Genomic DNA, 25,455 nt, shown 5'->3' with positions numbered 1-25,455 from the left:
CCTGCCCCCGCAACCAACATTAAAAAGCTCGCCCTTGTGGCGGGCTTTTTTAATGTTCGCTTGCCGGGTGCATACGGATTGGAACATCGCAAACAGGCCAATGCCTGTTTGCAGGTTCTTTGCGAAGGCCAATGGCCGGAGCTGGCGGAGCCCATAGGGCGCAGACTAATCCTGCCCCCGCAACCAAAACGACAAACCCCGCCATTGGCGGGGTTTGTCGTTTTAGTCTTGGGTCAGAAACCAAATGAGCTCAACCCTTTGCGGTCGGCGGAATGCGTACCCCGCGGTCAGGGCGGAAAGAAGCACAAGTGGCTAGTGTGCGGTCAAAGGCACTTCCGATGTTTGGGAAAATCTTAGCGTTAAGATACCGACAAAATTCTTTAGAAAACACGGTCGCGTTTTCTTGTCGTTTCACCCATGTCCAAGCGCGGCTTGTCGCGCGTTGAAGCATTTTGGTACGAACATTTGTATCCATATTGGGATGGTCGTAGATGAAATATGCAAGTGCAGCATTGAGGTCATGGAGAACCTGAGATCCTCCAGCCAACGCGGAAGCACGGTTGTTGGTCTTTTCGACGGTTGGGCACCAATTCAGAATGCTTGGAACAAGGACAAAGTCTGTCTGGTTTGCGAGGCGCAGCGTGAAAGAATAATCTTGAATAAAGACGCGCGGGTCACATCCGCCTGCAGCACGAACTGTTTCTGTCTTGGCGAGAACACACGTCAGGTTGAAAATTGCCAGTTTGAGGGCGCGCTCGATTGGATTAGCCAGGAGCTGTGGTTTTTCGTCTGACAATGGTAGGTCTGGTGCATCCATCTTCTCGGAGTTCGCGGAAACGACCTCGCCCAAGCTCCACGCGAGCCCGACATCGAACTGCTTTAGTGCCTTATAAAGTTCTATGGTCGCGCGAGGATGGAGAATGTCATCACCGTCGCAAAACTTGATAAAGGGACGTGTTGCTGCGTCAATGCCGACATTGGTTGCGATCGCGGGGCCAGCGTTTTTCTGGGTGATGATCTTTACGTTGTCGCGATTATTTGAACATTCTTCTAAAACAGCAAGGCTATTATCCGTCGAGCCGTCGTCGATGAAGATGTATTCACAGTCTCCGACGTCTTTTTGAGCAAAAATCGCGCTCAGTACATTGGGGATGAAATCTTCTTTGTTATAAAATGTTGCGACAAAGCTGACATCTGGCTTCAACGGTCCAATTCCTTCACAAGGCTTGCTGTTTGAGTGCTGCAATCAAGAATTTTGGTTGTTTTTGGTTCTCCAAGTGGACGCTTTTATCAGGCCCAACTGCATTAGTCACCTCTGTGGTCAGGCTGTCAAAGAGACCGGTCTTCACGCTGACGAAATGTCTAAAAACTGGAGGCGAGGTCTTCTGATAATGAATTACGCATACTGTTGCACCGCTTAGTCAGATACCGTCATAAATATCGGCCCACCCTTATGCCTCGGGAAGCCGTACCCATTGACCATGACAACATCGATGGCATCAGCACTGGTGGCGATCCCTTCTGACATGATCTTGTCGCCTTCATTCCGCATGGCGGTCAGGATGACATTCATAATTTCCGTGCTGGTGAAATCACGCCGGGTAATGCCCTTTTTCTCTGATTCGGCGATCACCAATGCATCGACCTCCGGATCAGGCTGAGCCTTGCCGTGTTCATCGTAACGATACCAGCCAAGGCCGTTCTTTTTGCCAAAACGTCCCATCTCGCAAAGGTAATCCCCCAAAGCGACATAACGTTCTGACGGATCGCGGAACGGGGCGAGGCGTTTGCGGGTGGCCCAGGAAATCTCAAGGCCCGCCATATCCTGCATGGCAAACAGGCCCATCGGGAAGCCGAATTCAACCATCGCGGCATCAATTTGATGAGGCAGTGCGCCGTCTTCGAGCATATATTCACAATGCTTGCGATAAGCCGACATGATCCGGTTGCCAATAAAGCCATCGCAGACCCCGCACGGTACCGCAATCTTGCCAAGGGCGCGGGCGAACTCGAATGCGGTCGCGAGGCTTTTGGCGTCGGCCTTGTCGGTTCGGACAACCTCAAGCAGCTTCATGATATGGGCGGGTGAGAAGAAATGCAGACCAATTACGCGCCGCGGATTAACGCTGCGCGCGGCAATTTCATTGATGTCGAGATAGGATGTGTTGGACGCAAGCACCGCATCGGCTTTGCAATGGAGGCCTAGTTTGCCAAAGACATCATGTTTGACGGCCATATCTTCAAACACAGCCTCGACCACCAGATCGGCATCAGACAAGGCAGCGTAATCAATGCTGGTCGAAAAGGACGCCATCAGAGCATCAAAACGATCTTGGCTGATCAGGCCGCGCTTGAGGCTGCCGGCAAGGTGTTTTTCAACCGTCGCACGGCCATTGTCACAGGCAGCTTCATCGCGTTCGATGATCGTGACATCAAAGCCCGCGAGCAGGGATGCAGTGGCAATGCCAGCCCCCATGATGCCGCCGCCAATCACACCGACCTGGCGGATCGGGTTCGGTTCGACACCCTTGAGTTCGGGCAGTTTGGCAACAGAGCGTTCGGCAAAGAAGATGTGACGCAGCGCCTTTGACTGATCGCTGTCACGCAGTTCGATGAATTTTTCGCGTTCAAAATCAAGGCCTGCATCCGGGCCGTGTTCGATACCATTTCGGATGGCGGAGATGGCCGCAAGCGGGGCGACCTGACCACGGGCCTTCTTTTTCGTCGCGGATGTTATGTCATCCCATTGCGCAGAGCTCGGCGCAGCAATGGGATCACGGGCAAGAAGCGATGCCGGTGTTTCACGACTGAGGATGGTTTTGGCAAAGTCGCGTGCGGCATCGCCCAAGGCACCGTGGGTAATCGCATCAAGCAAGCCGATCTCGTTGGCCTTGGTGGCCGAAACCGGTTTGCCGCTGGTAATCATCGAGATGGCCTCTGCGACCGGGACAAGTCGTGGCAAGCGGACCGTGCCACCAGCCCCCGGGATCAGGCCGAGGTTGACTTCCGGCAGGCCAAGTTTGGCGGTGCTATCGGCAATGCGGTAATGACAACCAAGGGCCACTTCCAGTCCACCACCAAGAGCGTGACCATGAATGGCGGCGATGACCGGTTTGGTTGCGGCCTCTATGCGTTTGATCACGTCGGGCAGGATCGGCGCCTTTGGCGGTTGGCCAAACTCGCTGACATCGGCACCGGCAATGAAGGTCTTGCCGTCGCAAATCAGGATCGCGGCGCGGATGTCATCATTGGCATCAATCTGATCGAGGGCATCGACGATCCCGCTGCGCACAACGTGGCTGGTCGCGTTAATTGGCGGGTTGTTGACGGTGATAACCGCAATGGCGTTTTCAAGTGTCAGTGTGACGGTCGACATTTTATGCGTCCTCTGCACTGATGGGGGAAAGCAGACAGGCAACGAGATCGGAATCCGGGTTGGCGAGATCGGCAATCACATTGAAATGATGTTTGTCCGGGGCATGCACACTTCGCGTGCGGGCGCCAAGGCCGGTCCAGATATTGGCCAGCAGATCGTTCTGGCGAACAAATTCCGGACGTTCATCCGCCCCGACCCAGCAGGTGATCGAGCACGATAACGCGGGCTTCAGAAGGGCAGCACTTTCATGTTCGGCTTCGGCCGCGTCCAGTCCGAGGGTATCGTTCATCGAGGTCCTCAGCAGCGGGCGAAGATCATGAAGGCCGGAAATGGAAACCGTGTTTTCGATCCGTGCCAGAATGGAGGACGAAAGCGGTGACGTGTGGCTGACCATGCGGCTAACCAGATGGCCGCCAGCCGAATGCCCCGTGATGCGGAGCGGACCTGCAATCTGGTCCGCGGCATGGGTGATTGCAGCCCCGATCTGGCGGGTAATGTCGGAAAGGCGCGCATCAGGGGCGAGTGTGTAGCTTGGCATGCAGACAGCCCATCCCTTGGTCACGGCACCATTCGCCAGATGCGACCAACTGGATTTGTCAAACGCCTTCCAGTAGCCACCATGCACGAACACGACCAAGCCCTTTGGCGTGCCGGCCGGGAGGAAAAGATCGTATTTTTCGCGGGGGGCGTTGCCATAGGCGATGTCAAGCCGGGCGCGATTGTCGCCACTCAGCTCGTCGCGAAACTTTGCCGACTGGGTCGCCCAAAGTTCCGGATAGGTTGCGGCATCGGCAATGTAATCGCCATTGGCATAAGCATCATCCCAGTCGGTAATCATTGTCGGTTCCCTGAAATTTCGTGCAGCACCTGTCTGGTGCATTCTGGTTATGGATCAAATTCTAGGCAAATCCGTAGATATTTCAAACTTAAAATATTTGTGCTTGAAATAAAATAAAACGAGGCGTACCGTTTTATCAGTTTCCCGAAACAACCAAACAAATCAGGAAGGGAAAAGCTGGTGAGAGTAGCTTGTCTGGGTGGCGGTCCTGCGGGGCTTTATTTTGCAATCTCGATGAAATTGCGCGACCCCGCGCATGAGGTTGTTGTGATTGAACGCAACAAGCCTGATGACACATTTGGCTGGGGCGTGGTGCTGTCTGACGAGACGCTGGACAATCTGGCCGAGAATGACACCAAAAGTGCCGAGGCCATTCGCGCCAACTTTTCCTATTGGGATGACGTTGCGGTTCAGTATCGGGGCGAAAAGACAATTTCCACCGGTCACGGGTTCTGCGGCATCGGCCGCAAAAAGCTTCTGATCTTGTTACAAGATCGGGCACGCGAACTTGGTGTTGAGCTTCGGTTTGAGACCGAGGCCGAAAGTGCCGCGCATTACGCCAAGGAATTTGATCTTGTCGTTGCCAGTGACGGCCTGAATTCCAGAACCCGCACGGAATTTGCCGAACATTTCCAGCCTGATATCGATACCCGCAAATGCAAGTTCGTCTGGCTGGGTACGCATCAGAAATTCGATGATGCCTTTACCTTTATCTTTGAGGAAACCGACAAGGGTTGGGTCTGGGCGCACGCCTATCAGTTTGATGACGAAACCGCGACCTTCATTGTCGAATGCACGCAGGAAACCTGGAATGCCTATGGTTTTGGCGAGATGTCCAAGGAAGAGTCGATTGCGACTTGCGAGGATATCTTCAAGGATCATCTGGGCGGTCACAATCTGATCAGCAATGCGCATCATATTCGTGGTTCGGCCTGGCTGAGCTTCCCGCGCGTTCTGTGCAAAAGCTGGTCACATGAAAACATCGTTCTGATGGGCGATGCGGCGGCAACAGCGCATTTTTCCATCGGGTCGGGCACCAAGCTTGCACTTGAAAGTGCGATTGCGCTGGCGAACTACCTGCATTCCGAAGGTGACCTTAAATCGGCCTTTGGCAAATATGAAGACGAACGCCGTCTTGAGGTCCTGCGTCTGCAGTCGGCTGCACGTAACTCGATGGAGTGGTTTGAAGAAATCGAACGTTATTTCGATTTTGATCCGACCCAGTTTACCTATTCGCTTCTGACCAGATCGCAGCGCATCAGTCACGAAAACCTGCGCCTGCGCGATGCCAAATGGCTTGAAGGTGCGGAAAAATGGTTCCAGACGCAGGCGGGTCTTCCGGAAAGTGCACCGGTGCGTCATCCGATGTTCGTGCCTTATCAGTTGCGCGATATGTCGCTTAAGAACCGCATCGTTGTCTCGCCGATGGCACAGTATAAGGCGGTTGATGGCTGCCCGACCGACTGGCATCTGGTGCATTACGCCGAGCGCGCAAAAGGCGGGGCAGGGTTGGTTTATACCGAAATGACCTGTGTCTCGCCGGAAGGCCGCATCACGCCGGGCTGCCCGGGTGCGTATGATGTCAGCCAAGAGAAGGCCTGGACGCGGATTACAGATTTCATTCATGCCGAGACGGATGCCAAGGTCTGCATGCAGATCGGTCATTCCGGGCGGAAGGGCTCGACCCAGCTTGGCTGGGAAGAAATGGATGCACCATTAAAGGATGGCAACTGGCCGCTGATGTCGGCATCTGCCATCGCATGGTCGGACCGCAATGCGGTGCCAAAGGCCATGACGCGTGAAGACATGGATATGGTTCGTGATCAGTTTGTTGCATCTGCCAAAATGGCCGATCGCGCAGGCTTTGACATGATCGAGGTTCATGCCGCGCATGGCTATCTTCTGTCATCTTTCATCAGTCCGGTCAGCAATATCCGGGACGATGAATATGGCGGATCGCTTGAAAACCGGATGCGTTATCCGCTTGAAGTCATCAATGCCGTTCGTGCGGCATGGCCCGAGAATAAGCCGATGTCGGTACGTATTTCGGCCAATGACTGGGTCGGTGATGAGGGGATTACGCCCGAAGAAGCGGTCGAGATTGCCCGGATGCTGAAAGCCAATGACGTCGATATTTGTGACGTTTCGGCGGGGCAAACGACAACGGATGCCAAGCCGGTTTATGGCCGTATGTTCCAGACGCCGTTTTCCGACCGTATCCGCAACGAGGCCGGTATTCCGACCATGGCGGTTGGCAATATCTATGAGGCCGATCACGTCAATTCGATCCTGATGGCCGGGCGTGCTGATCTTGTTTGTCTGGCGCGACCGCATCTGGCCAACCCTTATTGGACACTGCATCAGGCAGCCGGCCTTGGCAATCGCACCGAAAACTGGCCGGCGCCATACTATGCCGGGCGTGATCAGATGTGCCGTCTGGCCGAGCGGGCTGAAACCATGACCGGAAAGGTATAAGCCACATGCGCGATCTTGCTGTTCATAACGCATTGATCACCGGCGGCGGTTCTGGTGTCGGGGCCGTGATGGCCCGGATGCTGGCTGATTCCGGGGTGAAGGTTGTGGTATCCGGACGGCGATCAGATGTGCTGGCCGAGGTTGCCGAACATCAAAACATCACTGCCATCGTGGCCGATGTCACCGATGAAACATCAGTGCAAGATATGTTCACAACCATGGTCGATGTGGTCGGCACCCCCGATCTGGTGATCGCCAATGCCGGCATGGCCGAGAGTGCACCGATTGGCAAAACATCGGTCGATCTTTGGCAACGGACCATGGATGTCAATCTGACCGGTACGTTTTTGACGTTCCGTGAAGGATTGGCTGCGATGGACAAGACCAAACCGGGGCGGCTGATTTCAATCGCCTCGACAGCGGGGCTCAAGGGTTATGCCTATGTCACGGCATATTGTGCGGCAAAACATGGCGTTGTGGGCATGGTCAAGGGCATGGCGGCAGAGTTGGCCACCAGCCCGATCACGATCAATGCGGTTTGTCCGGGCTTCATGGAAACGCCGATGTTGGCAACGTCGGTGGAAAACATCGTTGCCAAAACCGGCATGACCAAGGACGCCGCGCGCGCAAGCCTTGCCAAAATCAATCCGCAAAACCGGTTCATTCAGCCTGAAGAGGTTGCTGAAACCGTCATGTGGCTTTGCAGCCCCAAGGCGGCATCGATAACGGGACAGACGATTTCCGTTTCGGGAGGAGAAGTATGAACATGAACAAATCCGAAGCACTTTCCGAACGGGCAGGAAATGAGACGTCTGATTTGTCGAAGGCACGGTTACGCGCCTGGCTGCAAATCCTGAAGGTGTCGCGCAAGATCGAAGGCGAGCTGCGCGAAAAGATGCGCCTTGAGTTCGGATCAACGCTGCCGCGCTTTGACGTGCTGGCCGCCCTTTATCGCGAACGCGATGGCATGCGCATGAGCGAGCTTTCAAAGTCGCTGATGGTATCAAACGGCAATGTTACCGGGATTGTTGATCGTCTGGTGGCAGAGGGATTGGTTGTTCGCATGCCGGTCGAAAATGATCGCCGAGCATCGATTGTTCGTCTGACCCCGGCCGGTGAAAAGGATTTCGCTGAACGTGCGCTGGTGCATGAGGGTTGGGTTTCGGATCTGTTTTCCGATTTGTCGTCTGGCGATGCCGATGCCCTGATCCGCATCCTGCGCAACATTTCCCATCATAACGAGGCGCCCCACCATGACTAAGATGGCGAACATCACGCCCAAACATTTCAACTGGCGCATGGAAGGCGACGTTGCGGTCATTTCGCTTGATCGCCCGGATCGGAAGAACCCGCTGACATTTGATAGCTATGCCGAGCTTCGCGATACATTCCGCGATCTGGTCTATGCCGATGACGTCAAGGCGGTCGTGTTTGGCTCGAACGGGGGCAATTTCTGCTCTGGCGGGGATGTACATGACATCATCGGCCCGTTGATCGACAAGGACATGAAGGGCCTTCTGGAATTCACCCGCATGACCGGTGATCTGGTCAAGGCGATCATTGCCTGTGGCAAGCCGGTGATTGCGGCGGTTGATGGTGTTTGTGTCGGCGCCGGGGCGATCATTGCCATGGCATCTGATTTGCGACTGGCGACGGCGGCATCGAAAACCGCCTTTCTGTTTACCCGGGTCGGGCTTGCCGGATGTGACATGGGGGCATGTGCCATCCTGCCACGCATCATCGGACAGGGCCGCGCAGCAGAGCTTCTTTATACCGGCCGATCCATGTCGGCAGAGGAAGGCGAGCGTTGGGGCTTTTATAATCGTCTGGTCGATGCAGATGTGCTTGAGGCCGAAGCGATTGCACTTGCGACCCGTATATCCCAAGGCCCGAACTTTGGTCACATGATGACCAAAACCATGCTGGCCCAAGAATGGAATATGTCGATCGAACAAGCGATCGAGGCCGAAGCACAGGCGCAGGCAATCTGCATGCAGACCGAGGATTTCAATCGCGCCTACAAGGCATTCGTTGCCAAGGAAAAACCGGTGTTCGAGGGCGACTGATGGCAGATAAGACCTATCTTGATTGGCCATTCTTTGAAGACCGCCATCGTGAACTGGCGGCAAAGCTTGATGATTGGGCCGCAAGCAACATCAAGGGCATCAATCACGAAGATGTCGATGCGGCCTGTCGCGATCTTGTGGCACGTCTGGCCAGTGGCGACTGGTTGCGTCATGCCGCGATTGATCCGGCTGATGCGGGATCAAAGCTTGATGTCAGATCGCTTTGCCTGATCCGTGAAACACTGGCGCGTTATGACGGGCTGGCTGATTTTTCATTTGCGATGCAAGGTTTGGGGAGTGGCGCAATCTCCTTGTTCGGAACAAACGACCAGAAAGATAACTGGTTGCCCAAAGTCCGTTCCGGCAAGGCGATTGCCGCCTTTGCGCTGACCGAACCGCAATCGGGATCGGACGTTGCCAATATCGCGCTTGAGGCAAAGCGTGATGGCGATGACTTCGTCCTGAACGGTGAAAAAACCTGGATTTCGAACGGCGGCATCGCTGATTTCTATTGTGTCTTTGCCCGCACCGGTGAGGCCCCCGGGGCCAAGGGGCTTTCGGCCTTCATCGTTCCGGCGAACGTGCCCGGCTTTGAAATTGCGGAACGCCTGCACACCATCGCGCCTCATCCGTTGGCACGTTTGAAATTTACCGATTGCCGTATTCCGGCCTCGGCCCTGATGGGCAAGGGTGGGGATGGGTTCAAGATCGCGATGTCGGTTCTGGATGTTTTCCGATCGACCGTTGCCGCAGCCGCCCTTGGCTTTGCGCGTCGGGCACTTGATGAAACCATCACCCGCGTTCAGGAACGCGAACTGTTTGGCGCGCCACTTTTTGATTTGCAGATGGTTCAGGGGCATGTCGCGGACATGGCGCTTGATATCGATGCCTCGGCCCTTCTGGTGTATCGCGCTGCTTGGCTTAAGGACAGTGGTGCTGCGCGCGTCAGTCGCGAAGCGGCAATGGCCAAGCTTTATTCAACCGATCATGCACAAACCGTCATCGATAAGGCGGTGCAAATTCATGGCGGCGATGGTGTGCGCAGCGGGCACATCGTTGAATCGCTTTACCGGGAAATTCGCGCTCTTCGCATTTATGAAGGCGCATCCGACGTCCAGAAAATAATCATCGCACGGCAAACGCTGGCGTAATAATGGCTGTATCAGGGACTTCACAATGCTCGGACCAACCGCACATACCGATAGCTTCACACGGGATAAATTGCCCCCGTTTGCAGAATGGCCGGATATCAATCTGGATGGGTTTTATTATCCCGAATATCTGAATGCCGGGGTCGAACTGACCGACAAAATGGTCGAACAGGGATTTGGCGATAACACCGCCCTGATCGGCAATGGTCGCCAGCGGACCTATAAGGAACTGGCAGACTGGACCAACCGGATCGCCCATGCGCTGGCTGAGGATTACGGTGTTAAGCCCGGCAATCGCATCCTGATCCGGTCGGCCAACAACCCGGCCATGGTAGCCTGCTGGCTGGCCGCGACCAAGGCCGGGGCGGTTGTGGTCAATACCATGCCGATGCTCCGTGCCGGTGAACTGGGCCAGATCGTTGACAAGGCCGAGATAGAATTTGCCCTGTGCGACACGCGTCTGATGGATGAATTGGTGGCGTGCGCCAAGGACAGCAAGTTCCTTAAAAAGGTGATCGGCTTTGACGGCACGGCCAATCATGATGCGGAGCTTGATCGCATTGCGCTGACCAAATCGGTCAAGTTCGAAGCGGTCAAGACCGGGCGCGATGATGTTGCCTTGTTGGGCTTTACATCGGGCACCACCGGCAGCCCGAAGGCGACCATGCATTTCCACCGGGATCTTTTGATCATTGCCGATGGCTATGCCAAGGAAGTGCTGAATGTCACCCCTGATGACGTGTTTGTAGGCTCCCCGCCGCTGGCCTTTACATTCGGGCTTGGCGGGCTTGCGATCTTTCCGCTGCGGTTCGGGGCGACGGCGACGCTGCTTGAAAAGGCGTCCCCACCCAACATGATCGAAATTATCGAAACCTATAAGGCAACTGTTTGCTTTACCGCACCGACTGCGTATCGCGTGATGTTATCAGCCATGGAAGATGGTGCGGATCTGTCATCGCTGCGCGCCGCTGTGTCGGCCGGTGAAACCCTGCCAGCCCCGGTCTATGAAGCGTGGATGGCAAAAACCGGTAAGCCGATGCTTGATGGCATCGGTGCGACCGAGATGCTCCATATCTTTATTTCCAACCGGTTCGGTGACAGCCACCCGGCCTGCACAGGTCGGCCGGTAACCGGATACGAAGCCAAGATTGTCGATGACAAAATGAACGAAGTGCCGGTCGGAACCGTCGGGCGCCTTGCGGTTCGTGGTCCCACGGGATGTCGTTATCTGGATGACGTGCGTCAGAGCGTTTATGTCCGCGATGGCTGGAACCTGACGGGGGATGCGTTCTTTGTTGATGAGGACGGCTACTATCATTTCGCGGCCCGCAACGACGATATGATTGTGTCGTCGGGCTATAACATCGCCGGGCCAGAGGTCGAGGCCGCCTTGCTGGCGCATGCGTCGGTGGCGGAATGTGCGGTTGTTGGCGCGCCCGATGAAGAACGCGGAACGATCGTTCAGGCGCATATTGTCCTGGCCGAAGGGTTCGACCCAACGCCCGAGATGGCCAAAGCGCTTCAGGATCATGTAAAAGCGACCATCGCGCCGTTTAAATATCCGCGCTCCGTCGTCTTTATCGAGGCGTTGCCAAAAACCGCGACTGGAAAAATCCAGCGCTTCAGACTTAAACAGGAACCGTCTGCATGACCGACTTTGCCGCCACCAAATCCCTGTTCCATATCCCGGAAGGTTTGATTTACCTTGATGGGAACTCGCTTGGTGTGCTGCCGAAAACGGCGGCCAACCGCGCCAAGGAGATGATCGAACAGGAATGGGGGGAAATGCTGATCCGTGGCTGGAACGATGCCAAATGGATGGAGCAACCCGAACGTGTCGGCAATCTTGTCGCGCGTTTGATCGGGGCGGCACCCGGTACTGTGGTGATGGGCGATACCCTGTCAATCAAGGTCTATCAGGCACTCGCAAGTGCGCTTGAAATGCGCCCGGATCGCAAGGTGATCGTTTCTGACAATGGCAACTTCCCGACTGACCTTTATATGGCTGACGGCCTGATCAAGTCGCTTGATCGTGGTCATGTGTTGAAAACACCGAACCCGGAAGACGTCGAAAGCCTGATCAACGAAGATCTGGCGGTGCTGATGCTGACCCAGGTGGATTATCGCACGGGCCGCATGCATGATATGAAACGCCTAACCGATCTGGCGCATGCCGCTGGTGCGCTGGTGATCTGGGATTTGGCGCATTCGGCCGGGGCTGTGCCGGTTGATCTGGCGGGATGCAATGCCGATTTCGCTGTGGGATGTACCTACAAGTATCTGAATGGTGGTCCGGGTGCACCGGCCTTTATCTATGTCCGCCCAGATCATGCAAAATCTGCCCGCCCGGCACTTTCGGGCTGGTTGGGGCACGCAGCCCCCTTTGCCTTTGATCCCGATTATACCCCGGCACCGGATGTATCGCGCATGCGTGTCGGCACACCGCCGGTCATTCAGATGACCGTGTTGGAAGAAGCCATGAAGGCATGGGACGGCGTTGACATGGCCGATATCCGCAAACGCAGTATCGAGCTGTGTGAACAATTCATCGCCGGGGTCGAGGCAAATTGCCCGATGCTGGAACTGGCAAGCCCGCGCAATCCCGAAGAACGTGGATCGCAGGTGTCGTTCAAGTTTGATCAGGGATATGCCGTCATGCAGGCCTTGATCGCGCGCGGTGTGATTGGTGACTTCCGCGCACCGGATGTCATCCGCTTTGGCTTTACCCCGCTTTATATCGACAAGGGTGATGTTGATGGTGCGGTGAAGATTTTGGCTGAAATCATGGAAACCCGCGCTTGGGACAAGCCGGAATTCCACAAACGCAACGCGGTGACCTGAGATGGCAAAGCAGACCTCGCCATATGATCCAAGCACGGAAGGTGCGCGCACGGATTTCTCCGATCAGATGTCCTATGGTGATTATCTGTCACTTGATGCGATCCTGACGGCTCAGCACCCGCAGTCCGATGCCCATGATGAAATGCTTTTCATCATTCAGCACCAGACGTCAGAACTTTGGATGAAGCTTGCCATTCGCGAAATCAGTGCGGCCCGCAAGGCGATCCATGGCGGCGATCTGCGCCCGGCGTTCAAGATGCTGGCGCGTGTGTCGCGTATTTTCGAACAACTGAACAATGCATGGGATGTCCTGCGCACTATGACGCCAAGCGATTATACAACGTTTCGCGATGCGCTTGGCCCGTCATCAGGGTTCCAGTCCTATCAGTATCGCCTGATCGAATTCATGCTGGGCAATCGTAACCATGCGATGTTGCGTCCGCATGCGCACCGCGAAGACATCACCGAAATGCTCAAGGCGGAGCTGGCAACACCCAGCCTTTATGACGAAGCCCTTTGCTTGCTGAATGCAGAGGACGGAATTGAGGTGCCAGCAGACGTTCTGAACCGTGATGTGTCGGCCCCCTATGCGGCGAATGATGCGGTGATCGCCGCCTGGCAAAAGGTTTACAGCGATCCGGGCAAATACTGGTCGCTTTATGAATTGGCGGAAAAGCTGGTCGATTTCGAAGACTATTTCCGGCGATGGCGCTTTAACCATGTCACGACGGTCGAACGCGTGATCGGGTTCAAGCGTGGCACTGGCGGCACGGGAGGCGTCAGTTACCTGAAGAAAATGTTGGAAGTAGAACTGTTTCCGGAACTCTGGCGGGTTAGAACCGCGCTTTGAGGATGGACGGACCGGATGCAAATACTGCAAAATCAGGGGCAGGCATCAGGTTCACTAAAACCGTGGCGCATAAAGACATAAATGTCGCGGGATCAACGTGTTGCTAAATGAAAAATTGTATAAACACGGAGGCTTAAATGAAGGGTATTAAGACAACCATCGCAGCAGCTGCTGCTTTGCTTGCAGCCGGAGCTGCGCAGGCAGAGCCGGTCAAGGTGGGTATGATCACCACACTTTCTGGCGGTGGTGCAGGGCTTGGTATTGATGCACGTGACGGCTTCATGCTTGCTGTCAAACAGGCAAACAATCCCGATCTTGAAGTCGTTATCGAAGACGATCAGCGCAAACCGGATATCGCGGTTCAGTTGGCCGATAAAATGATCCAGCAGGACAAGGTTGATGTTCTGACCGGTATTATCTGGTCGAACCTTGCGATGGCCGTTGTGCCGTCTGCTGTGGCTCAGGACAAGATCTACATGTCGGTTAACGCTGCTCCGTCGCAGCTGGCCGGCAAGGGCTGCAACAAGAACTATTTCAGCGTTTCTTATCAGAACGACAACCTGCATGAAGCAGCCGGTGGCTATGCTTCGAGTGCTGGTTATGAAAAGGCGTTCATCCTTGCGCCGAACTATCCGGCGGGTAAAGATTCACTGACCGGTTTCAAGCGCTTCTTCTTTGGCGATATCACCAACGAAGTTTACACCAAGCTTGGCCAAACCGACTACGCAGCTGAAATCGCACAAATTCGTGCGTCGGATGCGGATCACGTATTCTTCTTCCTGCCGGGTGGCATGGGCATTGCGTTCATGAAGCAGTATGCCCAGTCTGGCGTCGACAAGCCGCTGATTGGTCCGGCCTTCTCGATGGATCAGGGCATCCTCGGTGCCGTTGGTGACGCAGCACTTGGTGTGAAAAACACCTCGAACTGGTCGAAAGATATCGACAATCCGACCAACGCAGCTTTCGTTGAGACCTTCCAGGCTGAATATGGTCGTCTGCCGTCGCTCTATGCATCGTTTGGCTTCGATACCGCCAATCTGCTGCTGTCGGCGATGGATAAGGCAAGCATTTCGGACAAGGATGCCTTCCGTGAAGCCCTGCGTGCGGCTGATTTCAATTCCGTGCGCGGCAAGTTCACCTTCGGTCCGAACCAGCATCCGATCCAGGATCTGTATGTCCGCGAAGTCGTCAAAGAAGGCGATGTGCTGACCAACAAGATCATTGGTACGGCGCTGACGGATCACTCTGACGCCTATGCGTCGGAATGCTCGATGTAATAAAGAGCTGACAAGAGGCCGGGGACCGGTTTCGATTTTGTAATCGGTCCCCGACCACCTTGTGACGGAGTTTCCAATAATGTTCTCTCTTTTTCTGGAGCAGCTGTTAAACGGCCTTCAGTCCGGGGTGATGCTGTTTTTGATGGCATCCGGGCTGACGCTGGTTTTCGGTGTGATGGGGCTGATTAACCTTGCCCATGGCTCCCTTTATATGATCGGTGCGTTTGCCTGTGCGGCTGTGGCTGCATGGACCGGGTCTTTCTGGCTGGGGCTTGTCGCCAGTCTGATGGCGGCTGCCATTGCCGGTGCGCTGGTCGAAATGTTGATTATCCGCCGTCTTTATAACCGTGATCACCTTGATCAGGTTCTGGCGACTTTTGCGCTTATTTTGATTTTTTCCGAAGGCACCCGCTGGATTTTCGGATCCTTCCCGCTGTTTTTAAGCGTGCCTGATTTCCTGACCGGCACTGTTGTCCTGCCGGGCGGATCGCAATACCCGCTTTTCCGTTTGGCTATTATTGTCGCCGGGCTTGCTGTTGCGGTCGGGTTGTTCCTGTTGATCGGCAAAACCCGTCTTGGCATCCGCATCCGCGCGGGCGAGGCTGACCGTGGCATGATCGCGGCCCTTGGTGTCGATATTGATCGTCTTTACACCATTGTCTTTGCCCTTGGGGCTGCGTTGGCCGGGCTTGCCGGTGCCTTTGTTGGCACGACACAATCGGTTCAGGTTGGCATGGGCGAACCGGTTCTGATTTTGGCCTTTGTCGTGATCGTCATTGGCGGCATCGGCTCCATTAAAGGCGCGTTGGTCGGCTCGTTGCTGGTTGGGTTTACCGATACGATGGGGCGCTTCCTGTTGCCGCATGCTTTTGCGACCTTCCTTGATCCGTCAAGTGCCACGGCGATTGGCTCGGCACTGGCATCCATGTTGATTTATATCGTGATGGCGCTGGTTCTGTTCCTGCGGCCAAGCGGTCTGTTCGGGGCGACTTCCTGATGACCATGAACCGCGAGTTTCTGATTAATTCCATCCTTGCGATTGCGCTCATCACCGTTCCGCTGATCGCGCTTGGCATGGATGAACCATTTATCATCACCCTGGCCACAAAGGTCGCGATCTTTGCCATGGCCGGTGTCGGGCTTAACCTTGTGCTGGGCTATGGTGGGCTTGTGTCGTTCGGGCATGCGGCGTTCTTTGGTATTGGCGGTTACGCTGCCGGTATTCTTGCCAGCCATGCGCTAAACTATGAACCGATCATGGAAAGCCCGTTCCTGATCGAAGGTACAACCCAGATGATCGTCATCTGGATTGTTGCCCTTGTGGTCTCGGCACTTGTTGCGCTGGTGATCGGGGCGATCACGCTGCGCACCAGCGGGGTCTATTTCATCATGATCACGCTGGCCTTTGCGCAGATGATCTATTACTTCGCAATCTCCTGGCCAGCTTATGGTGGGGAAGACGGGTTGTCGATCTATGTGCGCAATGGCTTCCCGGGGATCAACACCCTTGATCCGATCAGCTTCTTCGCGCTTTGTGCCGTGATGCTGGCGATTGCGATGGTGTTCTCGGCCGTTCTGATCCGCTCGCGCTTCGGTCTTGCCCTTCAGGGGGCGCGTCAGAACGCGCAACGCATGACGGCGGTTGGTATTGCGCCGTTTCGCATTCGGCTGGTTGCCTTTGTGATTTCGGCGATGATCACCGCCCTTGCCGGTGCGCTTTATGCCGACCTCAACCGCTTTGTCAGCCCGACAATGCTGTCCTGGCACATGTCAGGTGAAATCATGGTGTTTGTCATTCTGGGCGGGGTCGGGCGTTTGTTTGGTCCGCTTGCCGGTGCGGCCCTTTACATCATTCTGGAACATCTTCTGGGGGGTGTCTGGGAATTCTGGCAGTTGCCGCTGGGCGTGTTGCTGCTTCTGGTCGTGCTGTTTGCGCGCGGTGGACTTGTCGGTGTTCTGGCGGGGGAGCGTAAACATGTCTGATGCCATTCTTTCGCTTTCCGATGTCACCAAGCAGTTCGGGTCACTTCTGGCCAGTGACAGCGTCACGCTTGATTTGCGAGCGGGCGAAATTCACGCCCTGATCGGTCCGAACGGAGCAGGTAAATCCACCCTGATCAAACAGATCGCGGGCGAGATTAAATCTGACCGCGGCGATATCCATTTCAACGGTCAGAACATCAACGCGCTTGATGCGGTGGCGCGATCCCGCATGGGGCTGGCCCGAACGTTTCAGGTATCGTCCCTGATGCCGGAATTCTCGGTCCTGCAAAACGTGATGCTGGCGCGCCAATCGGTTAGCGGCAAGGTGTTTCGCTTCTTCAAGCCGGTTCTGGGTGACAAGTCGCTGGTTGATCCAGCGATGGCACAGCTTGAACGGGTTGGCTTGGCAGATCGTGCGCAAATGCGTGCAGCCGACATCTCACACGGCGAACGTCGCCAGCTTGAAATGGCCGTCGCCCTTGCACTTGAACCCAAGGCATTTCTGCTTGATGAACCGATGGCCGGCATGGGGCCAGAGGGCTCCAAACGCCTGACCGGTTTCCTTGATGGATTGCGCGGACAGGCACCGATCCTTCTGGTCGAACATGACATGGATGCGGTCTTTGCGCTCGCAGACCGGATTTCGGTTCTGGTGTATGGCCGGATCATTGCCACCGGCACGGTGGACGAAATCCGCGGCAATGATGATGTCAAACGTGCCTATCTCGGGGAGGAAGCCTGATATGACTGCACTTCTCGAACTTAGTGGCGTTACCGCGTTTTATGGCGCATCGCAGGCCCTGTTTGGCATTGATTTGTCCCTCAACGAAGGCGAGGCCGTCGCCCTTATGGGCCGTAACGGCATGGGCAAAACCACCACGATCAAAACCATCTGTCGCATGATGGAACATCGTGATGGTTCGATCCATTTTGCCGGGCAGGATCTGGCGAAGATGCCATCGCACAAGGCGGCCCGCCTTGGTCTTGGTCTGGTGCCCGAAGGACGCCGGTGCTTTGCCCAGCTTAGCGTAACCGAAAACCTGATTGCTGCTGCCCGCCCGGGCGAATGGGATTTTGATCGTGTGGCGGGACTGTTCCCGCGTCTGGCCGAACGCCGTGATCAAAAGGCCATGACCCTTTCGGGGGGCGAGCAACAGATGCTGGCGATTGGCCGGGCGCTGATGACCAACCCACGTTTGCTGATCCTTGATGAAGCAACCGAGGGACTGGCCCCCGTCGTGCGTCAGGAAATCTGGGCGGCGATCAATCAGCTTAAACAATCGGGGCTGACTATCCTTGTGGTCGACAAGTCGCTTAAGGAACTTTCGGGTGTCGCTGATCGCTATGTGATTGTCGAAAAGGGCATCACGGCCTGGAGTGGGGCGGTGAATGAACTGACCGACGATCTGGCTGACCGGTATCTGGGGGTCTGATATGGGGGCATTCACCTATCAGCAGAAGGTTCTGTTCCAACATTGCGATCCGGCGGGGATTGTTTTCTATCCCCGCTATTTCGAGATGGTGAATGCCACGGTCGAGGAATGGTTTGATCAGGTCATCGGGTTCGGGTTTCCGACCATGCATGGCCCGATGAAGGTTGCCGTGCCGACAGCGGCACTCAGTGTCGCGTTTACTGCGCCAAGCAAGCTTGGCGATGTTTTGGAATTCTGTCTGATCCCGACCCGGATCGGACGTTCCAGTTTAGAGCTGGAAATCACCGCACGATCAGGTGCCGAGCAACGCCTGAAAACAACGGTCACCCTGGTCTTTACGAAACACGGGGCCGGAAAGTCAGTGGCATGGCCAGATGATTTGCGTGCCAAAATCGAAAAAGAAATCAATCAAGTGGTAGAAAACAATGCATAAAATCATTCAGCCGGACGGATGGAAACAGCCCAAGGGATATGCCAACGGCGTCTTGGCCGATGGTGCCCGACTTTACATCGGTGGCCAGATTGGCTGGAACGAAGATCAGGTCTTTGTTGCCAAGGATTTTGTCGGCCAGATGGAACAGGCGCTTAAAAACATTGTTGCCGTTCTGGAAGCCGCTGGTGGCAAGCCCGAACACATTGCCCGACTGACCTGGTATGTCACGGATAAAAAGGAATATCTCGCCCATCAGCGCGAAGTCGGGCAGGCCTATCAGCGCGTTCTTGGCAAGCATTTCCCGGCGATGACCATGGTTGTGGTCAAGGAACTCGTCGAAGACGAAGCTCTGGTCGAGATCGAAGCAACCGCCGCCATCCCATCCTGATCAAGCATTAGGACATGACGGAACAAAAAAGGGCAGCACATCACGTGCTGCCCTTTTTGTTGATCAGCTTGCCGGAAGGTGATTTTTAATTGCCTTCCCGGGCACTGGTTCCGAGGTTCTCGGGCGAGAAGATGTTGTTGCCAAACGGGCTTGGTGCCGATGCACCGCCCTCATCACCGCCAAGCGGGCCAAGGTTGGGCATGGTCGGGGCTGGCACAGCCTGTTGTGGTGTGTTGATCGATTGCTGTTCCATCAACTGCTGTTGCAGGGCGCGCTTTTCTTCAAGGACTTGCGCCGTGCAGACACTGGAATCATGGTTCTGGATAAACAGAACCGCGGCAAGTGTCAGAACCCCCAAAATCACGGCCACCGTTCCTGGATGGGTCGCGATCTTCAAAGCCGGACGTTCGGCAATCACATGGGCCCAGCCCTTGGTGTAATAGCGATTGCGGCATTCATAAATGATCGCACCGATGAGCGTGATGGCGATAATAATCACCGCCACGGCCGAGATTGACGGGTCAAGACCATACCGCACCTTCGATGACAGAACCGTGGTGAAGGTGCTGCTTGAAACAATCGTAAACACGGTGGTGTTGTAGTTTTCAAGCGATGCCAGAAACGCAAGAACCGTCGCCGAACCAATCGCCGGTGCCATGAAGGGCAAAAGCACTTTGACAAACGCCTGTGTTGGCGTGGCCCCCATATCAAGGGCCGCTTCGGTAAGCGTGGTGTCAAACCGCTGGATACGTGACAGGAACACAAGCATCGAATAAGCGGCGATGAAGGTCACCTGACCAAAGATGGTCAGGAACGTTCCGTCATAAAAGAAGCTCTCATACGGTGCATTGAAAAGGGTGCCGATCCTGTCCCAGAAAATCAGGGTCGAAAGACCGATGACAACGCCGGGTACGAGAATGGGCGCAATGAAGATCGTATAAAGGGCTGCGCGTAATTTGGGCCCAACCTGTGACAGTGTGATTGCGGCTGCCAGTCCGATTGGAATGGCAACACAAACAACGCCCACCCCGATCAAAAGCGAATTACCAAGCCCGGAAAGAAGCTTGTCATCGCTGGCAAGCTTGCCAAACCAGTCGGTGGTAAAACACTCCCACGGCGATACGCGCGGGAAGGTCGATGAGTTGAACGCGGTGATCACCATAATGATCAACGGTCCGAACAAATAGGCAAAGAACAGGGTCAAATACAGACCGGGGATCAATGCAGTCGGGGATTTCATCCTCATTGTTTGATCTCCCCGATCGATACCTTGAACAGGCGCATCACCAGCAGGACAAGCGCGATACAGACAATCAGCAGAACCATCGCATAGGCCGACCCACGCGGCCAGTTGCCGCCGGAGTTAAACCATTGATAGACTAGCTGCGTGAACCACAGGTTCGATGGGCCTCCCAAAATCTGCGGTGCAGCAAGGGCGCCGGATGTCAGCATGAAGACCATCGTCATGCCCGATGCAATGCCCGGCTTGGCATAGGGAATGACAACCTTGGCATGGACCTGCCACCAGTTGGCGCCCATGTCACGCGCGGCTTCGATCTGGTTACGATCAAGGCTTTCAATCGCGTTATAAAGCGGGAAGATCATCAAAAGGATGTAGGCATAAGCCAACCCGGCATAGAGCGCGACGTCCTGGCGGATAAAGTCAATTGGCGTATCCCAAAGGCCAAGCCCCATGCCGGTTTCATTGATCACACCCGTGGCGCCAAACAGAATACGAAACGCAAAGGCACGCAGGATTTCGTTGATCCAGTACGGCACGATAAGCGCCAGTACCAGCAAGCGCGCCTTGGCACCGGTCGATGATTTCGCCAGCACAAAGGCCACCGGATAACAGATGATCAAATCGAACACTGTGACAAACACAGCCGCAAGCAGCGTTTTGAACAGGATGCCGATATCAAGGGTATTTAACCCGTCGGACGCGCCACTTCCCTGGAAGAAATAGCGATATTGCTCAAGGGTATAAACGTCTTCGGGGCCGCCAATCTTGGCCGGTGGCAGGTTAAAGCGGAACGAATAATCCAGCATGGTCAGTTGCGGCAGGATGATCAGAATGAACACCCAAAGGCTGACCGCAAGCATCAGATAGATCGAGACAGCCATCCCGTTGCGTCTGACAAGGTCGTAAAAAAGATCACGCATGATACGGGCCCCCTTACGCGCTGGCCAATTCGCCCGGTTTGAGCGCAATGCCCATTTCCGGTGCGAAATCGAGTTTGACCGGGGTATTGGCATCAATCGCGTTGGTGCCATCATTGATCAGCGAAAGCTTAAGGTCCGTGCCACTCGCATTCATCACGATATGGCGCATATTGCCTTCGAACTCTTCGGTAACGAAGTTGGTTTCGAACTGATTGATTGCACTATCGTCTTTCGAAAGCCGAAGCGCTTCGGGACGCACGAACAGATGACACGCATCCCCGGGCGCCAAGGCAGGGCCGCCCGCCGGATGGTTTTCGACCGTAAAGGGGGTGCCAAGACCCGCATCGATTTTCATCACCTTGCCGTCGTTGGACAAAACCGTGCCATCAAGCACATTGTTTTCACCGACAAATGACGCGACAAAGCTTGTCGTCGGGTGATCATAGATCGCCTTGCCATCGCCGATCTGTTCGATCTTGCCCTTGTTCATCACGGCAATGCGGTCTGACATGGTCAGTGCCTCACCCTGATCGTGGGTGATGTAGATAAAGGTCAAACCGACTTGTTTTTGAATGGCGCGCAATTCGGTGCGCATGTGTTGACGCAGTTTAAGATCAAGGGCCGATAACGGTTCATCAAGAAGAAGAATGTCAGGCTCAACCGCAAGGGCGCGGGCAATCGCCACACGTTGTTTCTGACCACCGGAAAGTTCGCTGACTTTTTTGTCGCCCTGACCGGGCAGAGCAATCAGTTCAAGCAATTCATCGGCACGTTTGCGCCGGGTTTTCTTGTCGACACCGCGCACTTCAAGCGGGAAGGCGATGTTATCAGCGACCGAGCGAAGCGGGAAAAGGGCAAGGTTCTGGAAAATAAGGGCGGTGGGGCGTTTGTTCGGGCCAACGCCACGCATGTCCTGACCACCGATTTTAACCTTGCCGCGTGTCGGTTCCTGAAAACCGGAAATGCAGCGCAAAAGCGTTGTCTTGCCACAACCTGATGGGCCGAGAAATGAAAAGAACTCGCCACCCGCGATGTTCAGATTTGCTTTATGGACAGCGGTGAATTCGCCGAACTCTACCCAGACATGCTCAAGCGAAATTTCTTTGGTCATAGAACTGACAACCCCCTGAAAACGTCAAAGCCCGTCCGCCCGTAAACACAGGCGATACCGGAATTATTGTTGTTTGAAATGGATCGGCCCTAGGATCATATCCCTGGAAACCCAAAAAGGGCGACACGCGCAAAGTCGTGCCGCCCCAAAGATCGGAATCAGGCGCTTTCGAAGCGGTTCACATATTCAGTACGCATGTCGGCATACCACTGTGGTTCGGACGGCCAAGGGTTGAGGTTGGCCAATGCTTCGCCCGGATAGGCATCGGCAAAGTTCTTGGCATAGGCTTCGCCAGCGAACTTGTCGGCACCCAGAACCGGGGAGTTGTAACCGTGATGGTCAATTGCCTCACCTGCCAGTTCCGGCATGTAGGCATATTTGATGAACTCATAAGCCTGTTCGATGTTTTCGGCACCGGTCGGCAGGGCAAGGCCATCGACCCATGCCAGCGCACCTTCTTTCGGGGCACGATACATGACCGGTTCGCCAGCCGTTTTAAGTGCAAGCGGCGGGCCATCCCAGGTCTGGCCAACAATGACGCCTTCGTTCAGAAGACCGTTCTTCTGGGTGTCGGCATCGTTCCAGATCAGTTTGATGTTGCCTTTACGCGCAATGCACCATTCGGTGATCTTTTCCCAGACCGGGCGCATTTCTTCTTCGGAGGTGTAGGCCTTCCAGACCGAACCCGGGGCCAGTTTGCCCGTGGTTTCCATGTAAAGACCTGCACCCAGCATCATGGAATGCGCGCGGCCCATGGTTTTGCCGGCATTGGCTTCGGACCAGACATCGCCGTAGGACGGGAACATGCCTTCTGGCTGGAACATATCGGTACGCCACGCCATGCCTTCGGTGCCCCAGATATGTGGCAGCCAATAGGTGGAGCCAGCCTCAAACGCCCAATCGGTGCTGCCGATCTTGGCCATTGCCGGGTTCACGGCCTCAATGGCGACTTTGGACATGTCAAACGGTTGAAGCAGTTCCAGTGCCTTCCACTGAAGGGCACGGTTGTTGGTCGGCGATACGATATCAAAACCGCGACCTTTGGAAGCCTTCATCTTGTTGATGATTTCCTCGTTCGAGCCGATGCCGGTGTAGTTCACCTTGATGCCCGTTGCATCGGTAAACGATTTGAGGAACGTCTCTGGCAGATAATCAGACCACATCAGAATGTTGATTTCGCCAGAGGATGCGAGTGCTTTTCTGCTGATAATTGCAGGCATTGCAAGTGCCGAACCGGCGGCAAGCGAACCTTTAAGAAGTGTGCGCCGGTTAAGTTTCGGGCCGGAAGTGAACTTGGTCATCCGTATGTCTCCTGATAGCCGGGATTTTTCCCTTATGTGCGGCGCACCATGCGCCTCCCTGGTGGACATAACTTCCCTGAACCGACCGCATTATGATCGCGGTTCTTGTTCCTGCTTTATCGCATTGACAAAATGGTATATCTGCCGGTTACTCTAGTAATAGAGCCACAAGGCAAAAACTATGGTGCCACGCCGGTTAACGTGCTGCAGTGCCGAATAAAAGGGGCATAACCGATGCTCGACATTCGACTTGAGGATCCGGCAATTGCTGGTCAAACCCTGCAGCAACAGCTGCATCAGGGCCTCGTCGATGCGATTCTTGAAGGTCGGTTGCCGTCGCATGAACCCTTGCCGTCGACCCGCGATCTGGCGTCCGCCCTTAAGGTGTCACGCAATACGGTGGTGCTGGTTTATCAACGCCTGCTCGATGATGGATATCTGACAGCCGTCTGGCGGCGCGGGCATTTCGTCAATGAGCAATATATTCGCCAGCAACTGCGCCTGAGTGTGGATACGCGCACCGCTTCGCTGTTTACCAAGGAACGCGATCCTGATTTGTGGCGACGCCATTTGCAGTTCCGCCCGACCGAGGCGCGTAACATCGTCAAACCGGCCAACTGGCGCGATTTTCCCTATCCGTTCATTTACGGACAGGTCTCACCTGACAAAACCACCATTTCGCGCTGGCGCGATTCCATGCGGCTGGCCGGGTCGCTTGCCCATTCGCAAAGCTGGGTTGGTGATCAGGTCGATATGGATGACCCGCAACTTCTCGAGCAGATCATTACTCGCATTCTGCCCCATCGCGGTTTGCGCGCCCATCCGGAACAGTTGCTGATTACCATCGGTGCGCAAAACGCGCTGTTTCTTGTCGGGCAGCTTCTGGCAGGGCGGGGCAGGACAGTTGGCGTCGAAGACCCGGGCTATGTGGATGCGCGCAATATCTTTGCCTCCACGGGGGCTGAAATCTGCCCGCTTCCGATTGATAGCGACGGTCTTGCCAACTCATCCGTGCTGTCGAACTGCGATATGGTCTACACCACGCCATCGCACCAATGCCCCACCAGTGTGACCATGTCACTGGATCGCCGTCTTCAGCTTGTTGAACGGGCGCGCAAGGATGACTTCATCCTGGTTGAAGATGATTACGAGCATGAGCTGAATTACCTTGGTCATCAGCGCGCGGCCCTTAAAAGCTACGATAATTCCGGCCATATCATCTATATCGGCAGTCTGACCAAGCTGATGTTCCCCGGCTTGCGGATTGGTTACATCCTTGCCGACAGTGAACTGATCAAGGAATTGCGTGCGCTGCGTCGCCTGAATTACCGCCACCCATCCGCGCAGGATCAGCGCGCCATGGCGTTGTTCATCGGCGAAGGTCATCTGGACTCACACCTGCGCCGGACGCGTGATCGCCTGTCGGAAAAGTGGCAATTGATGCAAAACGAAATTTCCCGGCAACTACCCGAATTGAATGTCACCCCGACCACGGGCGGGTCAGCAGTTTGGGTTAAACTGCCCGACAATATCGATGCTTGGGCCGTCCATCGCGAAGCCGCTAAACGCGGGGTTTTGGTCGAGCCGGGCGATGTGCATTATTGTGATCCCGACCGCGCACCGCGTGATCGCCTCAGACTGGGGTTTGCCGTGATTGAGCGCGATCAGATTGCGCCCGGCATCACTCAGTTGCGCAATGCCATCATGGCGGTGATTGCTGAAAACAGGAAAGGGACCGCCGCACAGTAAACTGCATGGCGATCCCTTCA

At 55.2% G+C, this 25,455-nt stretch carries 23 protein-coding genes; 16 read left to right on the top strand and 7 right to left on the bottom strand.

All coding sequences use genetic code 11. The features are described from left to right. Positions 1-250: 250 nt before the first annotated feature. The 3 genes from B2T33_RS10155 to B2T33_RS10145 all read right to left on the bottom strand — a co-directional run bounded on the left by B2T33_RS10155 (position 251) and on the right by B2T33_RS10145 (position 4,214). On the bottom strand, positions 251-1,204 hold the full coding sequence (locus B2T33_RS10155; protein WP_197145469.1) for a glycosyltransferase family 2 protein: 954 nt from the start codon (positions 1,202-1,204) through the stop codon (positions 251-253). 213 nt (positions 1,205-1,417) lie between these two features. Continuing rightward, positions 1,418-3,376, bottom strand: coding sequence for a 3-hydroxyacyl-CoA dehydrogenase NAD-binding domain-containing protein (locus B2T33_RS10150; RefSeq protein WP_197145468.1), 1,959 nt, complete (start codon positions 3,374-3,376; stop codon positions 1,418-1,420). A 1-nt stretch (position 3,377) separates the two neighbouring features. Then, positions 3,378-4,214, bottom strand: coding sequence for an alpha/beta hydrolase (locus B2T33_RS10145; RefSeq protein ID WP_197145467.1), 837 nt, complete (start codon positions 4,212-4,214; stop codon positions 3,378-3,380). A 180-nt stretch (positions 4,215-4,394) separates the two neighbouring features. On the opposite strand from B2T33_RS10145, the gene B2T33_RS10140 reads away from it, so the two are divergent. The 15 genes from B2T33_RS10140 (at position 4,395) to B2T33_RS10070 (ending at position 19,111) form a co-directional block, all read left to right on the top strand. Further along, positions 4,395-6,689 (top strand): bifunctional salicylyl-CoA 5-hydroxylase/oxidoreductase, encoded by a 2,295-nt coding sequence (locus tag B2T33_RS10140; RefSeq protein WP_286791923.1) that lies wholly within the window; start codon positions 4,395-4,397, stop codon positions 6,687-6,689. Between the two features lie 5 nt (positions 6,690-6,694). After that, a complete protein-coding gene (locus tag B2T33_RS10135) occupies positions 6,695-7,453 on the top strand; it encodes an SDR family NAD(P)-dependent oxidoreductase (RefSeq protein WP_286791922.1) in 759 nt (252 codons plus the stop codon). A gap of 2 nt (positions 7,454-7,455) precedes the next feature. Further along, complete coding sequence (locus tag B2T33_RS10130) at positions 7,456-7,950, top strand: MarR family winged helix-turn-helix transcriptional regulator (protein WP_245227956.1); 495 nt, start codon at positions 7,456-7,458, stop codon at positions 7,948-7,950. Further along, positions 7,943-8,755 (top strand): enoyl-CoA hydratase family protein, encoded by an 813-nt coding sequence (locus B2T33_RS10125; RefSeq protein ID WP_286791921.1) that lies wholly within the window; start codon positions 7,943-7,945, stop codon positions 8,753-8,755. Before B2T33_RS10130 ends, B2T33_RS10125 begins: the two co-directional genes overlap by 8 nt. Next, positions 8,755-9,906 carry an acyl-CoA dehydrogenase family protein gene (locus B2T33_RS10120; protein ID WP_286791920.1) on the top strand — a complete coding sequence of 384 codons (1,152 nt, stop codon included), beginning with the start codon at positions 8,755-8,757 and terminating at the stop codon, positions 9,904-9,906. The genes B2T33_RS10125 and B2T33_RS10120 overlap by 1 nt, the downstream gene beginning before the upstream one ends. 25 nt (positions 9,907-9,931) lie before the next feature. Beyond that, positions 9,932-11,557 (top strand): AMP-binding protein, encoded by a 1,626-nt coding sequence (locus B2T33_RS10115; RefSeq protein ID WP_286791919.1) that lies wholly within the window; start codon positions 9,932-9,934, stop codon positions 11,555-11,557. After that, positions 11,554-12,747, top strand: a complete 1,194-nt coding sequence (kynU, locus tag B2T33_RS10110) for a kynureninase (protein ID WP_286791918.1) — start codon at positions 11,554-11,556, stop codon at positions 12,745-12,747. The genes B2T33_RS10115 and kynU overlap by 4 nt, the downstream gene beginning before the upstream one ends. Position 12,748: 1 nt before the next feature. Further along, the gene (gene kynA / locus B2T33_RS10105) at positions 12,749-13,597 is read left to right on the top strand and encodes a tryptophan 2,3-dioxygenase (RefSeq protein WP_286791917.1); all 849 of its coding nucleotides are present in this window, start codon (positions 12,749-12,751) and stop codon (positions 13,595-13,597) included. A 137-nt stretch (positions 13,598-13,734) separates the two neighbouring features. Beyond that, positions 13,735-14,874 (top strand): ABC transporter substrate-binding protein, encoded by a 1,140-nt coding sequence (locus B2T33_RS10100; protein WP_008891971.1) that lies wholly within the window; start codon positions 13,735-13,737, stop codon positions 14,872-14,874. Between the two features lie 79 nt (positions 14,875-14,953). Beyond that, entirely contained in the window at positions 14,954-15,871 is a 918-nt protein-coding gene (locus B2T33_RS10095; RefSeq protein ID WP_286791916.1) for a branched-chain amino acid ABC transporter permease, read from the top strand. Then, on the top strand, positions 15,871-16,857 hold the full coding sequence (locus B2T33_RS10090) for a branched-chain amino acid ABC transporter permease (RefSeq protein ID WP_064781973.1): 987 nt from the start codon (positions 15,871-15,873) through the stop codon (positions 16,855-16,857). The genes B2T33_RS10095 and B2T33_RS10090 overlap by 1 nt, the downstream gene beginning before the upstream one ends. Then, the gene (locus B2T33_RS10085; RefSeq protein ID WP_064781972.1) at positions 16,850-17,599 is read left to right on the top strand and encodes an ABC transporter ATP-binding protein; all 750 of its coding nucleotides are present in this window, start codon (positions 16,850-16,852) and stop codon (positions 17,597-17,599) included. Before B2T33_RS10090 ends, B2T33_RS10085 begins: the two co-directional genes overlap by 8 nt. A 1-nt stretch (position 17,600) precedes the next feature. Next, complete coding sequence (locus tag B2T33_RS10080; protein WP_064781971.1) at positions 17,601-18,290, top strand: ABC transporter ATP-binding protein; 690 nt, start codon at positions 17,601-17,603, stop codon at positions 18,288-18,290. Position 18,291: 1 nt separating this feature from the next. Continuing rightward, positions 18,292-18,723 (top strand): acyl-CoA thioesterase, encoded by a 432-nt coding sequence (locus tag B2T33_RS10075; RefSeq protein ID WP_064781970.1) that lies wholly within the window; start codon positions 18,292-18,294, stop codon positions 18,721-18,723. Further along, complete coding sequence (locus B2T33_RS10070; protein ID WP_063090420.1) at positions 18,716-19,111, top strand: RidA family protein; 396 nt, start codon at positions 18,716-18,718, stop codon at positions 19,109-19,111. The genes B2T33_RS10075 and B2T33_RS10070 overlap by 8 nt, the downstream gene beginning before the upstream one ends. Before the next feature lie 85 nt (positions 19,112-19,196). Here the strand turns inward: B2T33_RS10070 and B2T33_RS10065 are convergent, their stop codons facing one another. From B2T33_RS10065 to B2T33_RS10050, 4 genes are all read right to left on the bottom strand, one after another. Then, a complete protein-coding gene (locus B2T33_RS10065; protein WP_064781969.1) occupies positions 19,197-20,357 on the bottom strand; it encodes an ABC transporter permease in 1,161 nt (386 codons plus the stop codon). Continuing rightward, positions 20,354-21,274, bottom strand: coding sequence for an ABC transporter permease (locus B2T33_RS10060; RefSeq protein ID WP_064781968.1), 921 nt, complete (start codon positions 21,272-21,274; stop codon positions 20,354-20,356). The genes B2T33_RS10065 and B2T33_RS10060 overlap by 4 nt, the downstream gene beginning before the upstream one ends. A gap of 13 nt (positions 21,275-21,287) precedes the next feature. After that, positions 21,288-22,385: an ABC transporter ATP-binding protein gene (locus tag B2T33_RS10055; protein WP_120225340.1), complete on the bottom strand. Its 1,098-nt coding sequence runs from the start codon at positions 22,383-22,385 to the stop codon at positions 21,288-21,290. A gap of 158 nt (positions 22,386-22,543) precedes the next feature. Continuing rightward, complete coding sequence (locus B2T33_RS10050) at positions 22,544-23,686, bottom strand: substrate-binding domain-containing protein (RefSeq protein ID WP_286791915.1); 1,143 nt, start codon at positions 23,684-23,686, stop codon at positions 22,544-22,546. Positions 23,687-23,920: 234 nt separating this feature from the next. Between B2T33_RS10050 and B2T33_RS10045 the strand changes: the two genes are divergently transcribed. Beyond that, positions 23,921-25,435 carry a PLP-dependent aminotransferase family protein gene (locus B2T33_RS10045; RefSeq protein WP_286791914.1) on the top strand — a complete coding sequence of 505 codons (1,515 nt, stop codon included), beginning with the start codon at positions 23,921-23,923 and terminating at the stop codon, positions 25,433-25,435. Positions 25,436-25,455: the final 20 nt, after the last annotated feature.

The organism is Thalassospira sp. UBA4513 (assembly GCF_002388495.1).
Classification (GTDB): domain Bacteria; phylum Pseudomonadota; class Alphaproteobacteria; order Rhodospirillales; family Thalassospiraceae; genus Thalassospira; species Thalassospira tepidiphila.
Note: the sequence above shows the minus strand (reverse complement) of the source record. Positions and strands in the feature narration are given on the sequence as shown.